Genomic DNA, 16,129 nt, shown 5'->3' on the forward strand with positions numbered 1-16,129 from the left:
GCGAAAGGGCCGGTACAGCCCCCCACAAGCCAAGCGCCCGCCTTGAAGTCCATGCTGCACTTGTGGGAGCGGGTTTACCCGCGAAAGGGCCGGAACAGGCAATAAGAAACCCGATGCCAGTCACCTGACATCGGGTTTCTTCAAGCAGCCAAAGATTTACTTGGCCACGGTACCTGCAGTGCCATTGGCCTGCGGCCGGCGCTTGCCCTTGAGCAGGTAGGCGACCAGCATCGCTCCCAGCCACACAGGAATTGCATACACCGACACCTGGATGCCCGGAATCATCAGCATGATGCCGAGGATCAGCACCACGAAAGCCAGCACCAAGTAGTTGCCGTAGGGGTACCACAGCGCCTTGAACAGCGGCTTCTGGCCAACACGGTCAAGGTGCTGGCGGAACTTCAGGTGCGAGTAGCTGATCATCGCCCAGTTGATCACCAGGGTCGCGACCACCAGCGACATCAACAGCTCCAGCGCATTCTGCGGCATCAGGTAGTTGAGCAGCACGGCAATCAGGGTCACAGCCGCCGACACCAGGATCGAACGCACGGGTACGCCACGCTTGTCGACCTTGGCCAGCGAAGCCGGCGCGTCACCCTGCTCGGCCATGCCCAGCAGCATGCGCGCGTTGCAGTAAGTGCCGCTGTTGTACACCGACAGCGCGGCGGTCAGGACCACGAAGTTCAGCAGGTTGGCCGCCACGTCGCTGCCCAGCAGCGAAAACACCTGGACGAACGGGCTGCTGCCATAGCTGCCACCGGACGCGTCGATGCTGGCGACCAGGTTGTCCCAAGGGGTCAGCGACAACAGCACGATCAGGGCACCGACATAGAAGATCAGGATGCGGTAGATGACCTGGTTGATCGCCTTCGGTATCACGGTCTTCGGCTTGTCGGCCTCGGCGGCGGTGAAGCCGAGCATTTCCAGGCCACCGAAGGAGAACATGATGAACGCCAGGGCCATCACCAGGCCGCTGACACCATGCGGGAAGAAGCCGCCATGGCTCCACAGGTTGCTCACCGAGGCGTCAGGGCCGCCGTTGCCGCTGGTCAGCAGGTAGGCGCCCAGGCCGATCATGCTGACGATGGCCACGACCTTGATGATGGCGAACCAGAATTCGGCTTCACCGAAGAACTTCACGTTCATCAGGTTGATTGCGTTGATCAGCACGAAGAATGCTGCCGCCGTGACCCAGGTCGGGATCTCCGGCCACCAGTAGTGAACGTACTTGCCCACCGCCGACAGCTCCGACATGCCCACCAGGATGTACAGCACCCAGCAGTTCCAGCCCGACAGGAAGCCGGCGAAGCCGCCCCAGTAGGTATGCGCAAAGTGGCTGAACGAGCCGGCCACCGGCTCTTCGACGATCATCTCGCCAAGCTGGCGCATGATCATGAAGGCGATGAAGCCGCAGATGGCGTAACCCAGGATCATCGACGGACCGGCGGATTTCATCACGCCTGCCGAGCCGAGGAACAGGCCGGTACCAATCGCGCCGCCGAGGGCGATCAACTGGATGTGGCGGTTCTTCAGGCCCCGCTTGAGCTCGCCTGAATGCATGTTTTGTCCACTCATGAACGAAGTCACCTGCATTGTTTTTATCTGTGACGGAATCGGACCCACCGCGCTCGTGGCGCAGCGGAATGGGCAAGGTGGTTACCTTGGGTTTCCTGCCAACGGATGCCGCCGGGGCGGATCAGCCTGGTGTTGGCAAGAGTGCGCGGTACGCAAGAGGGTCACAGGTAAAACGCGGCGCACTGTATACCCCTGCAAACGCGCAGGCGTCAACGCGTTGCATCGTTTCCTCGGGAAAAAACGCAGCGATCCTGTGGTAGGCACCTGAAAAGGCGGAGTGATCGGCGTACATGGCGCCTCCATTTGTTGTTTTGTCAGCCCGGCTCTGTGGACGGGCTCTTGCACACGGCAATGAGCGCTATATCACCGTGGTACGGGGGTTTGGACAAGATAGGGCGGGATGGAGGAAGAGGCTCAAGGGCGGGGGACGCGGCAAGTTCTGTTTACACGAATACGAAAATTCCGAAATCCAGGCTGAATTCGAGCAGTTCTGTAAGAATTTATTTACAGGGTGGTTTGGAAACTTGCCAGTCGTCCGAAAAATTCTTTTTCTTCAATATCTTGGGGGCGCTACTCAGCCCCCAATTTCTCACAGGCATAAAAAAACCAGCCCGAAGGCTGGTTCTCATTGCCGCACAATGCAATCAACCACGCGGCTTGCCGCGGCCACGGCCGGCCGGCTTGTCACCGTCAGGCTTGCCTGGGCGCTTGCGCATCTCGCTCGGGCGCTCGGCCACGGCGCTGCCACGGTTGCCTTTGCGCGGCGCTTCGTCGCGCGACTGACGCGCAGGGCGCTCACCTGAGGTATCCCGCGGCTGACGTGCCGGGCGCTCAGCGGCTGCAGCACCGCCTTCATGGGCCGGGCGCAGGCTACGTACGCGCTCGTTGCGCCCCATTGGCCGGCTCGACTTGCGCTGCAGGCGCTCCATCTTGTCCTTGGCCTTGAGGTTCAGGGTTGGCAGCGCCACCGGCTGCAAGCCTACTTCAGCAGCCAGGATGTCGATTTCGCCCTGGGTCATCTCACGCCAGCGGCCCATCGGCAGGTCGGAGTTGAGGAACACCGGGCCGAAACGCACGCGCTTCAGGCGGCTGACCACCATGCCCTGGGACTCCCACAGGCGGCGTACTTCACGGTTGCGGCCTTCCATCACCACGCAGTGGTACCAGTGGTTGAAGCCTTCGCCACCCGGCGCCTTCTGGATGTCGGTGAACTTGGCCGGGCCGTCTTCGAGCATCACGCCCGCCTTCAGGCGGTCGATCATCTCGTCGTCGACTTCGCCACGTACACGCACGGCGTATTCGCGGTCCATCTCGTAGGACGGGTGCATCAGGCGGTTGGCCAGCTCACCGTCGGTGGTGAACAGCAGCAGGCCAGTGGTGTTGATGTCCAGGCGGCCGATGTTGATCCAGCGACCTTCTTTCGGCCGCGGCAGGCGGTCGAACACGGTCGGGCGGCCCTCCGGGTCGTCACGGGTGCAGATCTCGCCATCGGGCTTGTTGTACATGATGACCCGGCGCGTGGCTTCAGCAGCCTCCTCGCGCTTGATCAGCTTGCCGTCGACGGTGATGGCGTCGTGCAGGTCGACGCGCAGGCCGAGGGTGGCCTCGACGCCGTTGACCTTGATGCGGCCCTGGCTGATCCAGGCTTCGACGTCACGGCGCGAACCGACGCCAATGCGCGCCAGCACTTTCTGCAGCTTCTCGCCGGCTGGCGGGGTGATTTCGGTATTTTGCAGGTCTTGCTCACTCATCTGGGCACCTCCCGGTGTAGGAATGAAAACAGGGTTCTGGCGACGAACGCGCCAAAAGGCCGCGCATCATACGCGGTTCGCTGGGGGAACGCACTGGAGGGTAGAGGGTTTTGTCAGCTTTGCGAGTGAATTCTGCCTAATGGTGATGTGTGGCCAGTGCCTGCCCTTTCGCGGGTAAACCCGCGCCCACAAGGAGGTCACATCCTGATTGCGGCGCAGTACCTGTAGGAGCGGGTTTACCCGCGAAAGGGCCGGCACACGCGGCAAAAGAGTCAGGGCTCTGACTTGCCCTCTTCCTCTACCGAAACCTCCGGCTCTTCCTCACGAAGGTCATCGAAGTCGGTCTTGAGCCCCTCCTCCATGGCATCCAGCTCAACCAGCAGGCTGCGGAAGCTGGTCTCATCCTTCGGCTCAGCCACCTCCTCTTCCTCACCCAGGCTGGCATCGGCCAGCGCCTGCAGGTGTGCCGGCACCGGCGCGTCATCCGGATCGAGCAGTGGCTCCGGTTCCATTTCGCGCAGTTCGGCAAGCGCTGGCAGCTCGTCCAGGCTCTTGAGGTTGAAGTGATCGAGAAACGCCTTGGTGGTGGCGAACATCGCCGGGCGCCCAGGTACCTCGCGGTGGCCGACCACGCGAATCCACTCACGCTCCATCAGCGTCTTGATGATGTTGCTGTTGACCGCCACCCCCCGTACATCTTCGATTTCGCCACGGGTGATGGGCTGGCGGTAGGCGATCAGCGCCATGGTTTCGAGCAGTGCGCGGGAATACCGCTGCGGGCGCTCCTCCCACAGCCGGCCAACCCAGGGCGCGAAGCTTTCGCGAATCTGCAGGCGGTAACCGGTGGCCACTTCCTTGAGCTCGAACGCCCGCCCGGCGCAAGACTTGCCGAGCACTTCCAGGGCCTTTCTGAACACCTTCGGCTCGGGGCGCTCGGCTTCTTCGAACAGCTCGTAGAGGCGTTCGAGGGACTGCGGCTTGCCCGAGGCGAGCAGGAAGGCTTCGATCAGCGACGCCAGGTCGCGGGGTTCATTCAGATTCATCAGGTTCTTCGACAGACTCGGGGCGCAGCCGCACATGGATCGGCGCAAAAGGCTCATTCTGCACCAGTTCGACCAGCGATTCCTTCACCAGCTCGAGGATCGCCATGAAGGTCACCACCACGCCGAGCTTGCCCTCCTCGGGCGTGAACAACTCGACGAACGGCACGAAGGCACCGCCCTTGAGGCGCTCCAGCACATCGCTCATGCGCTCGCGGGTAGACAGCGTCTCACGGGTGATCTGGTGGCTTTCGAACAGGTCGTTGCGGCGCATGACCTCGGCCATGGACACCAGCAGCTCCTCGAGGCTTACCTGCGGCAGCAGCTTGCGCACTTTCGCCTGCGGTGCCTCCAGGCGCGGTACGACAATCTCGCGGCCAACCCGTGGCAGCTCATCGATGCCCTCGGCGGCGGCCTTGAAGCGCTCGTACTCCTGCAGGCGGCGGATCAGTTCGGCGCGTGGGTCGCCCTCTTCTTCCTCGATCGCGGCCGAGCGCGGCAGCAGCATGCGCGACTTGATCTCGGCGAGCATGGCCGCCATCACCAGGTATTCGGCCGCCAGCTCCAGGCGCACGCTCTTCATCAGCTCGACGTAGCCCATGTACTGGCGGGTGATTTCCGCCACCGGGATGTCGAGGATGTCGATGTTCTGCTTGCGGATCAGGTACAGCAGCAGGTCCAGCGGGCCCTCGAACGCTTCGAGGATGACTTCCAGGGCGTCGGGCGGGATGTAAAGGTCCAGCGGCAACTCGGTCAGCGCTTCACCGTAGACCAGGGCCAGCTGCAACTGCTGGGGGGGCAATTCTGGTTGCACGGCCGCCTGTTCGGCCGCTGCCTCGGGTGCCTCCACCTGACTCACGCGTTGACCATGAACGGCGTAGGGTCGCCGCAGCCTTCACGGATCAGTTCAGGCTCGTCGCCGGACAAGTCGATAATGGTCGAGGCCTTGAGGTCGCCGAAGCCGCCATCGATGACCAGGTCGACATGGTGCTCCAGGCGCTCGCGAATCTCGTAGGGGTCGGTCATTGGCTCGGTGTCGCCCGGCAGGATCAGGCTCACGCTCATCAACGGCTCGCCCAATTCGGCCAGCAACGCCAGCGTGATGGCGTGGTCCGGCACGCGCAAGCCAATGGTGCGGCGCTTTTCATGCAGCAGCAGGCGCGGCACTTCGCGGGTACCGTTGAGGATGAAGGTGTACGGCCCCGGCACATGGGCCTTGAGCAGGCGGAAGGTGCCGGTGTCGACCTTGGCATACAGCCCCAGCTGCGACATGTCGCAACACATCAGGGTGAAGTTGTGGGTCTTGTCCAGGCCGCGCAGACGGCGCACCCGCTCGATTGCTGCCTTGTCGCCGATCTGGCAACCCAGGGCATAGGCCGAGTCAGTCGGATAGACCACCACCCCACCCTTGCGGATGATCTCCACCGCCTGGCGAATCAGGCGCGGCTGTGGGTTCTCCGGATGAATCTGGAAAAATTGGCTCACGAAGTCTTCCTGTTCATAGCGCCATAGGCTGTTCATGGCTGAATCGACGCCACAGAGGTGGCAAGTCCTCGGGCAATGGCCGGTAGGCACCGATCTCGCCCCAGGTGCCGGGGCCGTGGAAATCGCTGCCAGCGCTTGCCAGCAGGCCGAACTCACGGGTAAGGATGGACATCGTGCCCACCTGCTCGGCCGGCATCATCCCATTGACCACTTCAAGTGCCTGCCCGCCTGCCTGAATATAGTCGGCAATCAGCCGCCTGCGCTTGCTGCGGGTCAGATCGTAGTGCATGGGGTGCGCAAGGCTCACCCAGGCGTTGGACTGGCGCAAGGTGGCGACAGTTTCGTCCAGGGTTGGCCAGTGCTGCTTGACGTCGCCCAGCTTGCCGGCCCCCAGCCACTTGCGAAAGGCCTCGCCGCGGTCCTTGACGTGACCGGCGCGCACCATGAATTCGGCAAAATGCGGCCGCGCAGGCGCGTTGCCGCTGTCCCCCAACTCTTGCTGCACGGCCCGCGCACCGTCGAGGGCTCCGGGCATGCCCTTGGCCGCCAACCGTCTGTCGATTTCCTCGGCGCGCAACCAGCGGCCACGGTGCAGGGACTCGATGGCCTGGAGCAAGGGTGGTGCATCTAGCGGGAAGTGGTAGCCCAGCACATGAATGGTCGCGCCCCCCCAGGTGCACGACAGCTCTACCCCGCTGACCCAGTGCATGCCGCGCGCGTGGCAGGCCTGGCGCGCCTCGGGCAGGCCTTCGAGGGTGTCGTGGTCGGTCAGTGCCAGCGTTTGCACCCCGTGCTCGTGGGCCCGGGCGACCAGGTCCGTGGGCGACAGGGCGCCGTCGGAGGCCGTGCTGTGACAGTGCAGATCAACATTCATGGAGGAGCGCTTTCGCTGGAATCGATGTTTGTTATTATGCCGTCACATCCCGATTCTGGCTGCCATTGTGAAACAATTCATCGATTTCATCCCGCTGCTGCTGTTCTTCATCGTCTACAAGCTCGACCCACGGCCGATGGACGTTGCTGGCCACAGCTTCGAATTCGGCGGCATCTACAGTGCCACGGCGATGCTGATCATCAGCTCGCTGGTGGTGTACGGCGCGCTGTTCCTGCGCCAGCGCAAGCTGGAAAAGGGCCAGTGGCTGACCTTGGTCGCCTGCCTGGTGTTCGGCGGCCTGACCCTGACTTTCCACAGCGAAACCTTCCTCAAGTGGAAGGCGCCGGTGGTCAACTGGCTGTTCGCCCTGGCCTTTGCCGGTAGCCACTTCATCGGCGACCGGGTGCTGATCAAACGCATCATGGGCCATGCGCTGACCCTGCCCGATGCCATCTGGTCGCGCCTGAACGTGGCCTGGATCGCCTTCTTCGTGTTCTGCGGTGCTGCCAACTTGTTCGTCGCCTTCACCTTCCAGGCGTACTGGGTCGACTTCAAGGTGTTCGGCAGCCTCGGCATGACCGTGCTGTTCCTGGTGGCGCAGGGTGTGTACCTGTCGCGCCACCTGCACGACGACCCTTCCACCTCCAAACCCAAGGATTGACATGCTCTACGCCATCATCGCCAGCGACGTCGCGAACTCCCTGGAAAAACGCCTGGCCGCACGCCCGGCGCACATCGAGCGCCTGCAGCAGCTCAAGGTCGAAGGCCGCGTGGTGCTGGCCGGCCCGCACCCGGCCATCGACAGCAACGACCCGGGCGAAGCTGGCTTCAGCGGCAGCCTGATCGTCGCTGAGTTCGACTCGCTGGCCGCTGCCCAGGCCTGGGCCGATGCCGACCCTTACATCGCCGCCGGCGTGTACGACAAGGTCATCGTCAAGCCGTTCAAGCAAGTCCTGCCTTGACCTGATATCGCGTCGTCTGCTTCGCGGGCAAGTCGGGGCGCCGAACCGCCGCTTCCACAGGGATTGCACAGGCCCGAAGGCTGCCAGAGACCTGTGGGAGCGGGCGTGCCCGCGAAGAGGGCGACGCAGCCTCCCCCGCTCCAATTGCACACTCGTCCTCAGTCTGCGGTATCTTTGCCACTGGCGGACACAGTAGACGCCGTCAATGGTTGAATTGAGTGAGTCATGAGCGAGCTGTTACTGATTGATGATGACCAGGAACTCTGCGAGCTGCTCGGCAGCTGGCTGACCCAGGAAGGGTTTGCAGTACGCGCCTGCCACGATGGCCAGAGCGCGCGCCAGGCATTGGCCGAGCATGCCCCGGCAGCCGTGGTGCTGGATGTGATGCTGCCCGACGGCAGCGGCCTGGAGCTGCTCAAGCAGCTGCGCAGCGAGCATGCCGAGCTGCCGGTGCTGATGTTGTCGGCCCGTGGTGAACCCCTGGACCGCATCCTCGGCCTGGAGCTGGGCGCCGACGATTACCTGGCCAAGCCCTGTGACCCCCGTGAGCTCACCGCCCGCCTGCGCGCCGTGCTGCGCCGCAGCCACCCCACCGCCACCACCACCCAGCTGGAAATCGGTGACCTGGCGTTCAGCCCGGTGCGGGGGGTGGTCAGCATCGATGGCCGCGACATGAGCCTGACACTGTCCGAAAGCCGCATCCTCGAAGCGCTGCTACGCCAGCCCGGCGAGCCGCTGGACAAGCAGGAACTGGCGCAGATCGCCCTGGGGCGCAAGCTGACCCTGTACGACCGCAGCCTGGACATGCACGTCAGCAACCTGCGCAAGAAGGTTGGCCCGCATGCCGATGGCCGGCCACGGATCGTCGCGCTGCGTAGCCGCGGTTACTACTACAGCCTCTGACATTGTGGGAGCGGCCTTGTGTCGCGAAAGTGCTGCGAAGCAGCCCCAGCAACTCATGCATGTACACTGAATCCTTGGGGCTGCTGCGCAGCCCTTTCGCGACACAAGGCCGCTTCTACAAAATCCCAGCTCATCTTTACCCTGCCTTTACGCTGCGCTGACTGCGCTTGACCTTGATCTCCCTAGACTGAGCTCATCCGGTAACCACCGGCCTATGACAGGAGAGACACCATGCGCAAGACCCTTATCGCTCTGATGTTCGCCGCCGCCCTGCCAACCGTGGCCATGGCCATGCCTGAAGGCGGCCCGCGTCACGACGGCCCGCATCATCGCGGTGATGCGCCTTTCGCCCAACTGGACCTGAGCCGCGACCAGCGCCAGCAGATCGGCAAGCTGATGGGCGAGCAGATGAAGAACCGCCACGAAATCACCGAGCGCTACCTGAACAAGCTGCCGGCAGCCGACCAGAAGGCCATGAAAGACGAACTCAAGGCCAGCCACGACAAGACCGACAGCCAGGTCCGCGCACTGCTCAAGCCTGACCAGCAGAAGAAATTCGACGAACTGCAGAAGGAACGCGAAGCACGCAAGGCTGAATGGAAGGAGTTCCAGGCCTGGAAAGCTGAAAAAGCTGGCAAGGCCCAGTAAGCTGTCCCCCAATGCCCGGCCCGCCCTCAAGCGGGCCGGGCTTTTCCCGTTTACAGGAGGTGCTCTTGCGTTCTCTGTTCTGGCGCATCCTGGCCAGCTTCTGGCTGGCTATCACCCTCGTCGCGGGCCTGTCGATCCTGCTCGGCCACATGCTCAACCAGGACGCCTGGATCCTCAGCCGCCACCCGGGCCTGAAAACCATGGCCAGCCATTGGACCCAGCATTATGAGCAGGAGGGCCTGGAGTCTGCCCAGGCATTTCTGGAGCGACGCAAGCAGCGCTACAAGATCGATGTACAGGTGCTCGACGACAGCGGCGATGCCGTGGTGCCCGGTACCTTCCCGCGCCGCGCTGCCGCGTTCGAGGCGCGCCAGCACAATGACGAGCGCCGCCTGCCGTGGCGCCGCTTGACCGAGGAATACACCAGCCCCGACACCGGCGAGACCTACCTGCTGATCTACCGCATCCCGCACCCAGAGCTGGATGCGTGGCACCGCGAGAGCCTGCTGTGGCCGTTGAGTGCGCTGGGCATCGCGTTGGTGGTGCTGACCTTGTTCAGCCTGCTGGTGACCCTGTCCATCACCCGCCCGCTCAGCCGCCTGCGCGGCGCCGTGCACGACCTTGGCCAGGCCACCTACCAACAGAACAGCCTGGCCCGCCTGGCTGCCCGGCGTGACGAGTTTGGTGTGCTGGCCAAAGATTTCAACAAGATGGGCGCGCGCCTGCAGAGCCTGATAGGCAGCCAGCGCCAGCTGCTGCGCGACGTGTCCCACGAGCTGCGTTCACCGCTGGCGCGCCTGCGCATTGCCCTGGCCCTGGCCGAACGTGCCGAAACCGAACAGCGCCAGGCCCTGTGGCCGCGCCTGACCCGTGAATGCGACCGCCTGGAAGACCTGATCAGCGAAATCCTGACGTTGGCCAGGGTCGATGCCGAGCAGGCCCATACCGAGCCTGTCGACCTCAACGCGCTGCTCGGCAGCGTGCGCAAGGACGCTCAGCTAAGTGCGCCGGAGCAGGATGTGAAGCTGGAGGCGCAACCGGGGTTGACGCTGCAGGGCTGGCCGACACTGATCGAGCGCGCCGTGGACAACCTGGTGCGCAATGCCCTGCGCTTCAACCCGCAGGGGCAGCCGATCGAGATCAGCGCGCAGCGCGAGCCCGGGCAGATCGTCCTGAGTGTGCGTGATCACGGCCCCGGGGTGGCGCCGGAGCACCTGGCACAGCTGGGGGAGCCGTTCTTCCGTGCGCCGGGGCAGGAGGCAGCGGGGCATGGGCTGGGCCTGGCGATTGCGCGCAAGGCGGCAGAGCGCCATGGCGGCAGCCTGGTGCTGGAGAATCACCCGCAGGGTGGATTCGTAGCCCGGCTGGAGTTGCCTGAAAACATCGCAGCTGACTGACAGCAAGCCGGGGCTGCTTTGCAGCCCTTTCTGACCGGTCCGGCGCCCCGGCAAGGCCGCTCCCACAGGGATCACCACAGGTTCGAAACCTGCGCCGTGCCTGTGGGAGCGGGCTTGTCCGCGAAGAATCCAGCGCGTTATTCGCCCCAGACGCTGACGTACTCGGCGGTTTCCAGTATCGGCGCCGTACGCGGCTCGGTCAGCGGCGTGCCGACATACAGGTAACCGATCAGCTCCTCGTTCTCGGCCAACCCCAAGCCCTTGTGCACGTGGGCATCGAACGCCATGTCGCCGGTGCGCCACACCGCGCCGATGCCCTGGGCATGCGCAGCAATCAGGATGCCATGGGCCGCGCAACCCGCTGCCAGGCGCTGCTCGGACTTGGGCACCTTGAAGTGGTCCTGCAGCTTGGCGATCACCACGATCAGCAACGGCGCACGCAGCGGCATCGCGCGTGCCTTGTCCAGCGCAGCCTGGCTGGCGTCGCCCTTGTGCTGCAGCGCTTCGGCGAACAGTTCACCGAGCTTGTCGCGGCCCTGACCCTCGATGGTCAGGAAGCGCCATGGCCGCAGCTGGCCGTGGTCCGGTGCGCGCAAGGCCGCCTGGAACAACGCCTCGCGTTGGGCCTCGTTAGGTGCAGGTTCGGTCAGGCGTGGCACGGAAACACGGTTGAGCAATGCGTCGAGAGCCTCCATCGGCTACCCTCCTGGCAGGTAAATGTGCGGCCATTCTAGCGTTTACATCACCAGACCCATAGGTAGAATGGCGCCCTTCCGTTTCGAGTCTGAGCAGATCACATGGCGTTGCCGACCTTAAGGATCATTGGTTTCATCATCGGCATCTTCCTGATTACCCTGGCCGTAGGCATGGCCGTGCCCATGGCGACCCTGGTGATCTTCGAACGCACCGGCGACATGCCCTCGTTCCTCTGGTCCAGCCTGATCACATTCATCGCCGGCCTGGCCATGGTCGCTCAGGGGCGGCCCGAGCACGTCCACCTGCGCCCACGCGACATGTACCTGCTGACGGTCAGCAGCTGGGTGGTTGTGTGCATCTTTGCGGCCCTGCCGTTCTTGCTGACCCAGCACATCAGCTACACCGACGCCTTCTTCGAAAGCATGTCCGGCATCACCGCCACCGGCGCCACGGTGCTCAGCGGGCTCGACAACATGTCACCAGGCATCCTGATGTGGCGCTCGATGCTGCACTGGCTTGGCGGCATCGGCTTCATTGCCATGGCGGTGGCGATCCTGCCGCTGCTGCGCATCGGTGGCATGCGCCTGTTCCAGACCGAGTCGTCGGACCGCTCGGAGAAGGTCATGCCGCGCTCGCACATGGTCGCCAAGTCGATCGTCGGCGTGTACGTCGGTTTCTCGATCTTTGGCGCACTGGCCTTCTGGTGGGCCGGCATGAGCCCGTTCGATGCAATCAACCACGCCATGTCGGCGATCTCCACCGGCGGTTTCTCCACCTCTGACCAGTCACTGGCCAAGTGGGACATCCCCGCCGTGCACTGGGTCGCGGTGGTGGTGATGATCCTCGGCAGCCTGCCCTTTACCCTGTACGTGGCGACCTTGCGCGGCAACCGCAAGGCGTTGATCCGCGACCAGCAGGTACAGGGCCTGCTGGGCATGCTGGTGGTGACCTGGGTCGTGCTCGGCACCTGGTACTGGTACACCACCAACCTGCACTGGCTCGACGCCTTGCGCCACGTGGCGCTCAACGTGACCTCGGTGGTCACCACCACCGGCTTCGCCTTGGGCGACTACAGCCTGTGGGGCAACTTCTCGCTGATGCTGTTCTTCTACCTGGGCTTCGTCGGTGGCTGCTCCGGCTCGACGGCCGGGGGTATCAAGATCTTCCGTTTCCAGGTGGCCTACATCCTGCTCAAGGCCAGCCTCAACCAGCTGATCCACCCGCGCGCGGTGATCAAGCAGAAGTACAACGGCCATCGCCTGGACGAAGAGATCGTGCGTTCTATCCTGACCTTCTCGTTCTTCTTCGCTATCACCATTTGCGTGATGGCCCTGCTGCTGTCGCTGCTGGGGGTGGACTGGATGACCGCTCTGACCGGCGCAGCCGGCACGGTGTCGGGTGTCGGCCCGGGCCTGGGTGAAGTGGTCGGCCCTTCGGGCAACTACTCGACGTTGCCGGATGCCGCCAAGTGGATCCTCGCCGCCGGCATGCTGCTCGGCCGCCTGGAAATCATCACGGTGCTGGTGTTGTGCATGCCGGCGTTCTGGCGTCACTGACTTCGCCGGGCTCGGCACCCAGCCGGGCGCGGTATTCGCTGGGCGTCACATCGAACCAGCGGCGGAACGCGCGGTAGAAGTTGCTCGGGTCGGCAAAACCCAGCAGGTAGGCGGTTTCCAGCAGGGTCATGCCTGGCTGGGCCAGGTACTGCTCGGCCAGCTCGCGACGGGTGTCGTCAAGCAGGGTCTGGAAGCTGGTGCCCTCTTCCTGCAGGCGGCGCTGCAAGGTGCGCTGGGACAGGTGCAGGGCCTGGGCCAAGGTTTCGCGCTTGGGCTCGCCTTGCGGCAGGATGCGGCACAGCACCTGGCGCACCCGGTGAGTCACGCGGCTCTCCGAAAAGCGCGCAAGGTATTCACCGGCAAAGCGGTCATGCAGGATGGCCATGGCTTCGTTGGCGGTGGGCAATGGCGCCTCCATGTCGGCCCGTTCGAACACCAGTGCATCGTGCGGTGCACCGAACACCAGCGGGGAATGGAATGCCACCTTGTACGGTTCGATATCCTTCGGCTGCGGCCCTTGCACCAATACCCGTCGCGGCTGCACCGGCCGACCACTGAGCCACTTGCACAAGGCCAGCGCGCAGGCCAGCGAGGCTTCTGCGCTGTGCCGGGTGGGCGGCAGGTGGTCGCCATGCACGGTCAGAATCAGCGAATAGCCTTCAGGGCCGAGGATGAAGCTCAGGTCGGAGCTTTCGGCGATGATGCGCTGGTAGCGCACCAGCCGCTCGAAGCCTTCAGCCAGGGTGCGGCTGGACATCAGCGCGTAGCCCACCACGTGGAACGACGCCGGGCGCACCACCCGCGCCATGTTAAGGCCAATGGCTTCGTTACCCGAAAGTTCGACCGCCAGCTGCCACAGGCGGGTCATGGCGTCCTGCGGAAAACGCGCATCCGGGTCGTCGAGTGCGGCGAAATCCAGCCCCAGCTGCTTGAACATGGCCGGGCAGTCGAGCCCTTCCAGCTCCAGCGCCTTGACAATCCCTGATGCCCAGCTGGCTGACGTGGTTCTTTCGCTCATGGCAGGCTTCTTATGCTGACCGCATCGTGCGGTTAACCCCAAGGATACTCATTTGGCGCCTATTGTCACTGGCCGGCCCCGCCAATCACTCTAGACTCGATTCAGGCTCCACGCCGTGTAACCTGTTAAAAAGTGATAATCCCGGAGTACTGCCCATGACCAGCACCACGCAGTTTCGCAGTTTCGCCGAGTTCTATCCGTATTACCTTGGGGAGCACAGCAACCCCACCTGCCGGCGCCTGCACTTTGTCGGCACCAGCCTTGTGATCGCCTTGCTGGCCTACACCATCGGCAGCGGGAAGTGGTTGCTGTTGCTGGCAGTGCCGCTTTGCGGGTACGGCTTCGCCTGGGTGGGGCACTTTTTCTATGAGCGCAACAGACCGGCCACGTTCAAGCACCCGTGGTACAGCCTGGTGGGTGACTTCGCCATGTTCCGCGACATCCTGCTTGGCCGGATCAGCCTCTAGGCCGGCTCACGCAGAGCCGCCACAGCGTCGGCCTGGCGCGCCTGGGCATCGGCCAGCCTGTACAGCTCGATGCTGCCGTCCCAATGCTCGATCAGCGCTGTGCACGACTCGACCCAATCACCGCAGTTGAGGTAATCCACCTCGCCGACCTTGCGTATTTCGGCGTGGTGGATATGCCCGCACACCACCCCGTGAAAACCACGGCGGGTGCACTCATGGGCAATCGCATCCTCGAAGTCACTGATGAAGTTCACCGCACCCTTGACCTTGTGCTTGAGGTACGCCGACAGCGACCAGTAGCCATACCCGTAGCGCGCACGCCAATGGTTGAGCCAGCGGTTGAGCACCAGGGTGAACTCATAGGCACGGTCGCCAAGGAAGGCCAGCCAACGGTGATAACGGGTGATCACGTCGAACTGGTCGCCATGGATCACCAGCAGGCGTCGGCCATCGGCGGTCAGGTGCTCGGCCTCGTCCACCAACTGGATATTGCCCAGCATCAGCTTCGAGTAACGGCGCAGGAATTCGTCATGGTTGCCGGTAACGTAGATCACCTCGGTGCCACGCTTGCTCATGGTCAGCAAGCGGCGGATCACGTTGGTATGGGCTTGCGGCCAGTAGATGCCACCGCGTAGCTTCCAGCCATCGATGATATCGCCTACCAGGTAGATGCGATCAGCCTGGTAGCCCTTGAGGAATTGCGACAGGTGTTCGGCCTGGCAATCGCGCGTGCCCAGGTGCACGTCGGATATCCACAGGGTGCGTACGCGCTGCTTGCGTGACGGGCGAGAGAGTTCGGCATGGGTCATGGGCAGGCTCCGGCGCTGTTTGCTGGAGACTGGCAGGCACAAGTGACAGGTTGGTGGCAGGGATGTGACGAGTGATGGGCTGCCAGGAATGCGGCACAATGGCCGACAGCCCCACGAGGAAACCCCATGGCCGGCCCGATACTTTCCTTGCGCCACTACCGCGATGAGCTGATCGCCCACAGCCACGAACACCCGCAATTGGTATTCGGCCTGCAAGGCCGCCTGGATTTCGAGGTGCAGGGCCACGGTGCCAAGGTCGCCCGCCAGGGCCTGGTGGTGGTGCCCGCGGGCGCCCATCACACCTGCGGCAGCGATGCCGGCAGCGATTGCCTGGTACTGGATGTGCCCGGCGAGCACTGGCTGCACGAGCAACTCGGGGCCCATGCCGATGCCAGCCGGCGCCTGCTCGACCAGCCTGGCGCACTGGGGCTGGATGATCGCCAGCAGCAACTGGTGGACTGGCTGGCGGCGAGCCCCATGGACGACCCGCTGATCGCCCGGCAAGGCGCGGTGCTGTTGCTGGCCAGTCTCAACCCCTGCGCAGCGGCCATCGTCACGCCCAGCCATCGCCTGCCCTATGCCGCTTTCGATGTGCATATCGAACAGCATGCGGCCTACCCGCTGCAGGTTGCCGACCTTGCACGTATCGCCGGCTTGTCCAGCGCCCGGCTGCATGCACGATTTACCGCCGAGTGCGGCATGACGCCGATGGACTACATCCGCCAGCGGCGCCTGCTCAAGGCAAGGCGGCTGGTCATCCAGAGCTTGCTGCCGATGGGCGAGATTGCGGCGCAGGTGGGGTACAGCTCGCAGAGTGCATTCTCGGCAGCCATGCTGCGCGCGTTTGGCTGCTCGCCGTTGGCCATGCGGCGAGAGGCTGGCGACAATTGACGGCAGGATGGCGACAGAACGTGTTGGCCTGAGGCTTTACACTTTGCCTGTGCCGGC

General features: G+C 63.8%; 17 protein-coding genes. 8 read left to right on the top strand and 9 right to left on the bottom strand.

The genetic code is table 11. The features are described from left to right. Positions 1-156: 156 nt before the first annotated feature. The 6 genes from APH27_RS23210 to APH27_RS23235 all read right to left on the bottom strand — a co-directional run bounded on the left by APH27_RS23210 (position 157) and on the right by APH27_RS23235 (position 6,725). The gene (locus APH27_RS23210) at positions 157-1,575 is read right to left on the bottom strand and encodes an amino acid permease (protein ID WP_177331718.1); all 1,419 of its coding nucleotides are present in this window, start codon (positions 1,573-1,575) and stop codon (positions 157-159) included. 644 nt (positions 1,576-2,219) lie between these two features. Beyond that, positions 2,220-3,326 carry a 23S rRNA pseudouridine(2605) synthase RluB gene (gene rluB / locus APH27_RS23215; protein ID WP_027921076.1) on the bottom strand — a complete coding sequence of 369 codons (1,107 nt, stop codon included), beginning with the start codon at positions 3,324-3,326 and terminating at the stop codon, positions 2,220-2,222. A 272-nt stretch (positions 3,327-3,598) separates the two neighbouring features. Beyond that, positions 3,599-4,369: an SMC-Scp complex subunit ScpB gene (gene scpB, locus APH27_RS23220; protein ID WP_060486004.1), complete on the bottom strand. Its 771-nt coding sequence runs from the start codon at positions 4,367-4,369 to the stop codon at positions 3,599-3,601. Further along, positions 4,356-5,081 (bottom strand): ScpA family protein, encoded by a 726-nt coding sequence (locus APH27_RS23225; RefSeq protein WP_177326732.1) that lies wholly within the window; start codon positions 5,079-5,081, stop codon positions 4,356-4,358. The genes scpB and APH27_RS23225 overlap by 14 nt, the downstream gene beginning before the upstream one ends. Positions 5,082-5,221: 140 nt before the next feature. After that, the gene (locus APH27_RS23230) at positions 5,222-5,851 is read right to left on the bottom strand and encodes an L-threonylcarbamoyladenylate synthase (protein WP_033696652.1); all 630 of its coding nucleotides are present in this window, start codon (positions 5,849-5,851) and stop codon (positions 5,222-5,224) included. 13 nt (positions 5,852-5,864) lie between these two features. After that, positions 5,865-6,725, bottom strand: a complete 861-nt coding sequence (locus tag APH27_RS23235; RefSeq protein ID WP_027921072.1) for a PHP domain-containing protein — start codon at positions 6,723-6,725, stop codon at positions 5,865-5,867. A 67-nt stretch (positions 6,726-6,792) separates the two neighbouring features. Between APH27_RS23235 and APH27_RS23240 the strand changes: the two genes are divergently transcribed. From APH27_RS23240 to APH27_RS23260, 5 genes are all read left to right on the top strand, one after another. Beyond that, positions 6,793-7,386: a septation protein A gene (locus APH27_RS23240; protein ID WP_027921071.1), complete on the top strand. Its 594-nt coding sequence runs from the start codon at positions 6,793-6,795 to the stop codon at positions 7,384-7,386. Between the two features lies 1 nt (position 7,387). Next, positions 7,388-7,687: a YciI family protein gene (locus APH27_RS23245; RefSeq protein ID WP_027921070.1), complete on the top strand. Its 300-nt coding sequence runs from the start codon at positions 7,388-7,390 to the stop codon at positions 7,685-7,687. A 225-nt stretch (positions 7,688-7,912) separates the two neighbouring features. Beyond that, positions 7,913-8,590: a response regulator transcription factor gene (locus APH27_RS23250; RefSeq protein WP_027921069.1), complete on the top strand. Its 678-nt coding sequence runs from the start codon at positions 7,913-7,915 to the stop codon at positions 8,588-8,590. Between the two features lie 231 nt (positions 8,591-8,821). Next, positions 8,822-9,238, top strand: a complete 417-nt coding sequence (locus APH27_RS23255) for a Spy/CpxP family protein refolding chaperone (protein ID WP_027921068.1) — start codon at positions 8,822-8,824, stop codon at positions 9,236-9,238. A gap of 59 nt (positions 9,239-9,297) precedes the next feature. Beyond that, the gene (locus tag APH27_RS23260; RefSeq protein ID WP_060486005.1) at positions 9,298-10,635 is read left to right on the top strand and encodes a HAMP domain-containing sensor histidine kinase; all 1,338 of its coding nucleotides are present in this window, start codon (positions 9,298-9,300) and stop codon (positions 10,633-10,635) included. A gap of 137 nt (positions 10,636-10,772) precedes the next feature. Here APH27_RS23260 and APH27_RS23265 read toward each other — a convergent pair whose 3' ends face one another. Then, positions 10,773-11,330 (bottom strand): NAD(P)H nitroreductase, encoded by a 558-nt coding sequence (locus APH27_RS23265; protein WP_060486006.1) that lies wholly within the window; start codon positions 11,328-11,330, stop codon positions 10,773-10,775. A 102-nt stretch (positions 11,331-11,432) separates the two neighbouring features. Here APH27_RS23265 and APH27_RS23270 point away from each other — a divergent pair, with 102 nt between their 5' ends. Then, complete coding sequence (locus APH27_RS23270) at positions 11,433-12,887, top strand: TrkH family potassium uptake protein (protein WP_027921065.1); 1,455 nt, start codon at positions 11,433-11,435, stop codon at positions 12,885-12,887. Here the strand turns inward: APH27_RS23270 and APH27_RS23275 are convergent. Then, on the bottom strand, positions 12,844-13,905 hold the full coding sequence (locus APH27_RS23275; protein WP_060486007.1) for an AraC family transcriptional regulator: 1,062 nt from the start codon (positions 13,903-13,905) through the stop codon (positions 12,844-12,846). The genes APH27_RS23270 and APH27_RS23275 overlap by 44 nt on opposite strands. Before the next feature lie 155 nt (positions 13,906-14,060). Between APH27_RS23275 and APH27_RS23280 the strand changes: the two genes are divergently transcribed. After that, a complete protein-coding gene (locus APH27_RS23280) occupies positions 14,061-14,372 on the top strand; it encodes a DUF962 domain-containing protein (RefSeq protein ID WP_027921063.1) in 312 nt (103 codons plus the stop codon). Here the strand turns inward: APH27_RS23280 and APH27_RS23285 are convergent. Further along, positions 14,369-15,181, bottom strand: coding sequence for a UDP-2,3-diacylglucosamine diphosphatase (locus APH27_RS23285; RefSeq protein WP_027921062.1), 813 nt, complete (start codon positions 15,179-15,181; stop codon positions 14,369-14,371). The genes APH27_RS23280 and APH27_RS23285 overlap by 4 nt on opposite strands. 126 nt (positions 15,182-15,307) lie before the next feature. On the opposite strand from APH27_RS23285, the gene APH27_RS23290 reads away from it, so the two are divergent. Beyond that, positions 15,308-16,072, top strand: a complete 765-nt coding sequence (locus APH27_RS23290) for an AraC family transcriptional regulator (RefSeq protein ID WP_060486008.1) — start codon at positions 15,308-15,310, stop codon at positions 16,070-16,072. Positions 16,073-16,129: the final 57 nt, after the last annotated feature.

This window comes from Pseudomonas sp. NBRC 111123, from assembly GCF_001320205.1.
GTDB classification, from domain to species: Bacteria; Pseudomonadota; Gammaproteobacteria; order Pseudomonadales; family Pseudomonadaceae; genus Aquipseudomonas; species Aquipseudomonas putida_J.

What these genes read in the sequence shown, in the direction of transcription:
- APH27_RS23210 (WP_177331718.1), bottom strand. Translation starts at nt 1,575, where the DNA reads ATGAGTGGACAAAACATGCATTCAGGCGAGCTCAAGCGGGGCCTGAAG.
- rluB (WP_027921076.1), bottom strand. Translation starts at nt 3,326, where the DNA reads ATGAGTGAGCAAGACCTGCAAAATACCGAAATCACCCCGCCAGCCGGC.
- scpB (WP_060486004.1), bottom strand. Translation starts at nt 4,369, where the DNA reads ATGAATCTGAATGAACCCCGCGACCTGGCGTCGCTGATCGAAGCCTTC.
- APH27_RS23235 (WP_027921072.1), bottom strand. Translation starts at nt 6,725, where the DNA reads ATGAATGTTGATCTGCACTGTCACAGCACGGCCTCCGACGGCGCCCTG.
- APH27_RS23245 (WP_027921070.1), top strand. Translation starts at nt 7,388, where the DNA reads ATGCTCTACGCCATCATCGCCAGCGACGTCGCGAACTCCCTGGAAAAA.
- APH27_RS23250 (WP_027921069.1), top strand. Translation starts at nt 7,913, where the DNA reads ATGAGCGAGCTGTTACTGATTGATGATGACCAGGAACTCTGCGAGCTG.
- APH27_RS23255 (WP_027921068.1), top strand. Translation starts at nt 8,822, where the DNA reads ATGCGCAAGACCCTTATCGCTCTGATGTTCGCCGCCGCCCTGCCAACC.
- APH27_RS23265 (WP_060486006.1), bottom strand. Translation starts at nt 11,330, where the DNA reads ATGGAGGCTCTCGACGCATTGCTCAACCGTGTTTCCGTGCCACGCCTG.
- APH27_RS23270 (WP_027921065.1), top strand. Translation starts at nt 11,433, where the DNA reads ATGGCGTTGCCGACCTTAAGGATCATTGGTTTCATCATCGGCATCTTC.
- APH27_RS23275 (WP_060486007.1), bottom strand. Translation starts at nt 13,905, where the DNA reads ATGAGCGAAAGAACCACGTCAGCCAGCTGGGCATCAGGGATTGTCAAG.
- APH27_RS23280 (WP_027921063.1), top strand. Translation starts at nt 14,061, where the DNA reads ATGACCAGCACCACGCAGTTTCGCAGTTTCGCCGAGTTCTATCCGTAT.
- APH27_RS23285 (WP_027921062.1), bottom strand. Translation starts at nt 15,181, where the DNA reads ATGACCCATGCCGAACTCTCTCGCCCGTCACGCAAGCAGCGCGTACGC.
- APH27_RS23290 (WP_060486008.1), top strand. Translation starts at nt 15,308, where the DNA reads ATGGCCGGCCCGATACTTTCCTTGCGCCACTACCGCGATGAGCTGATC.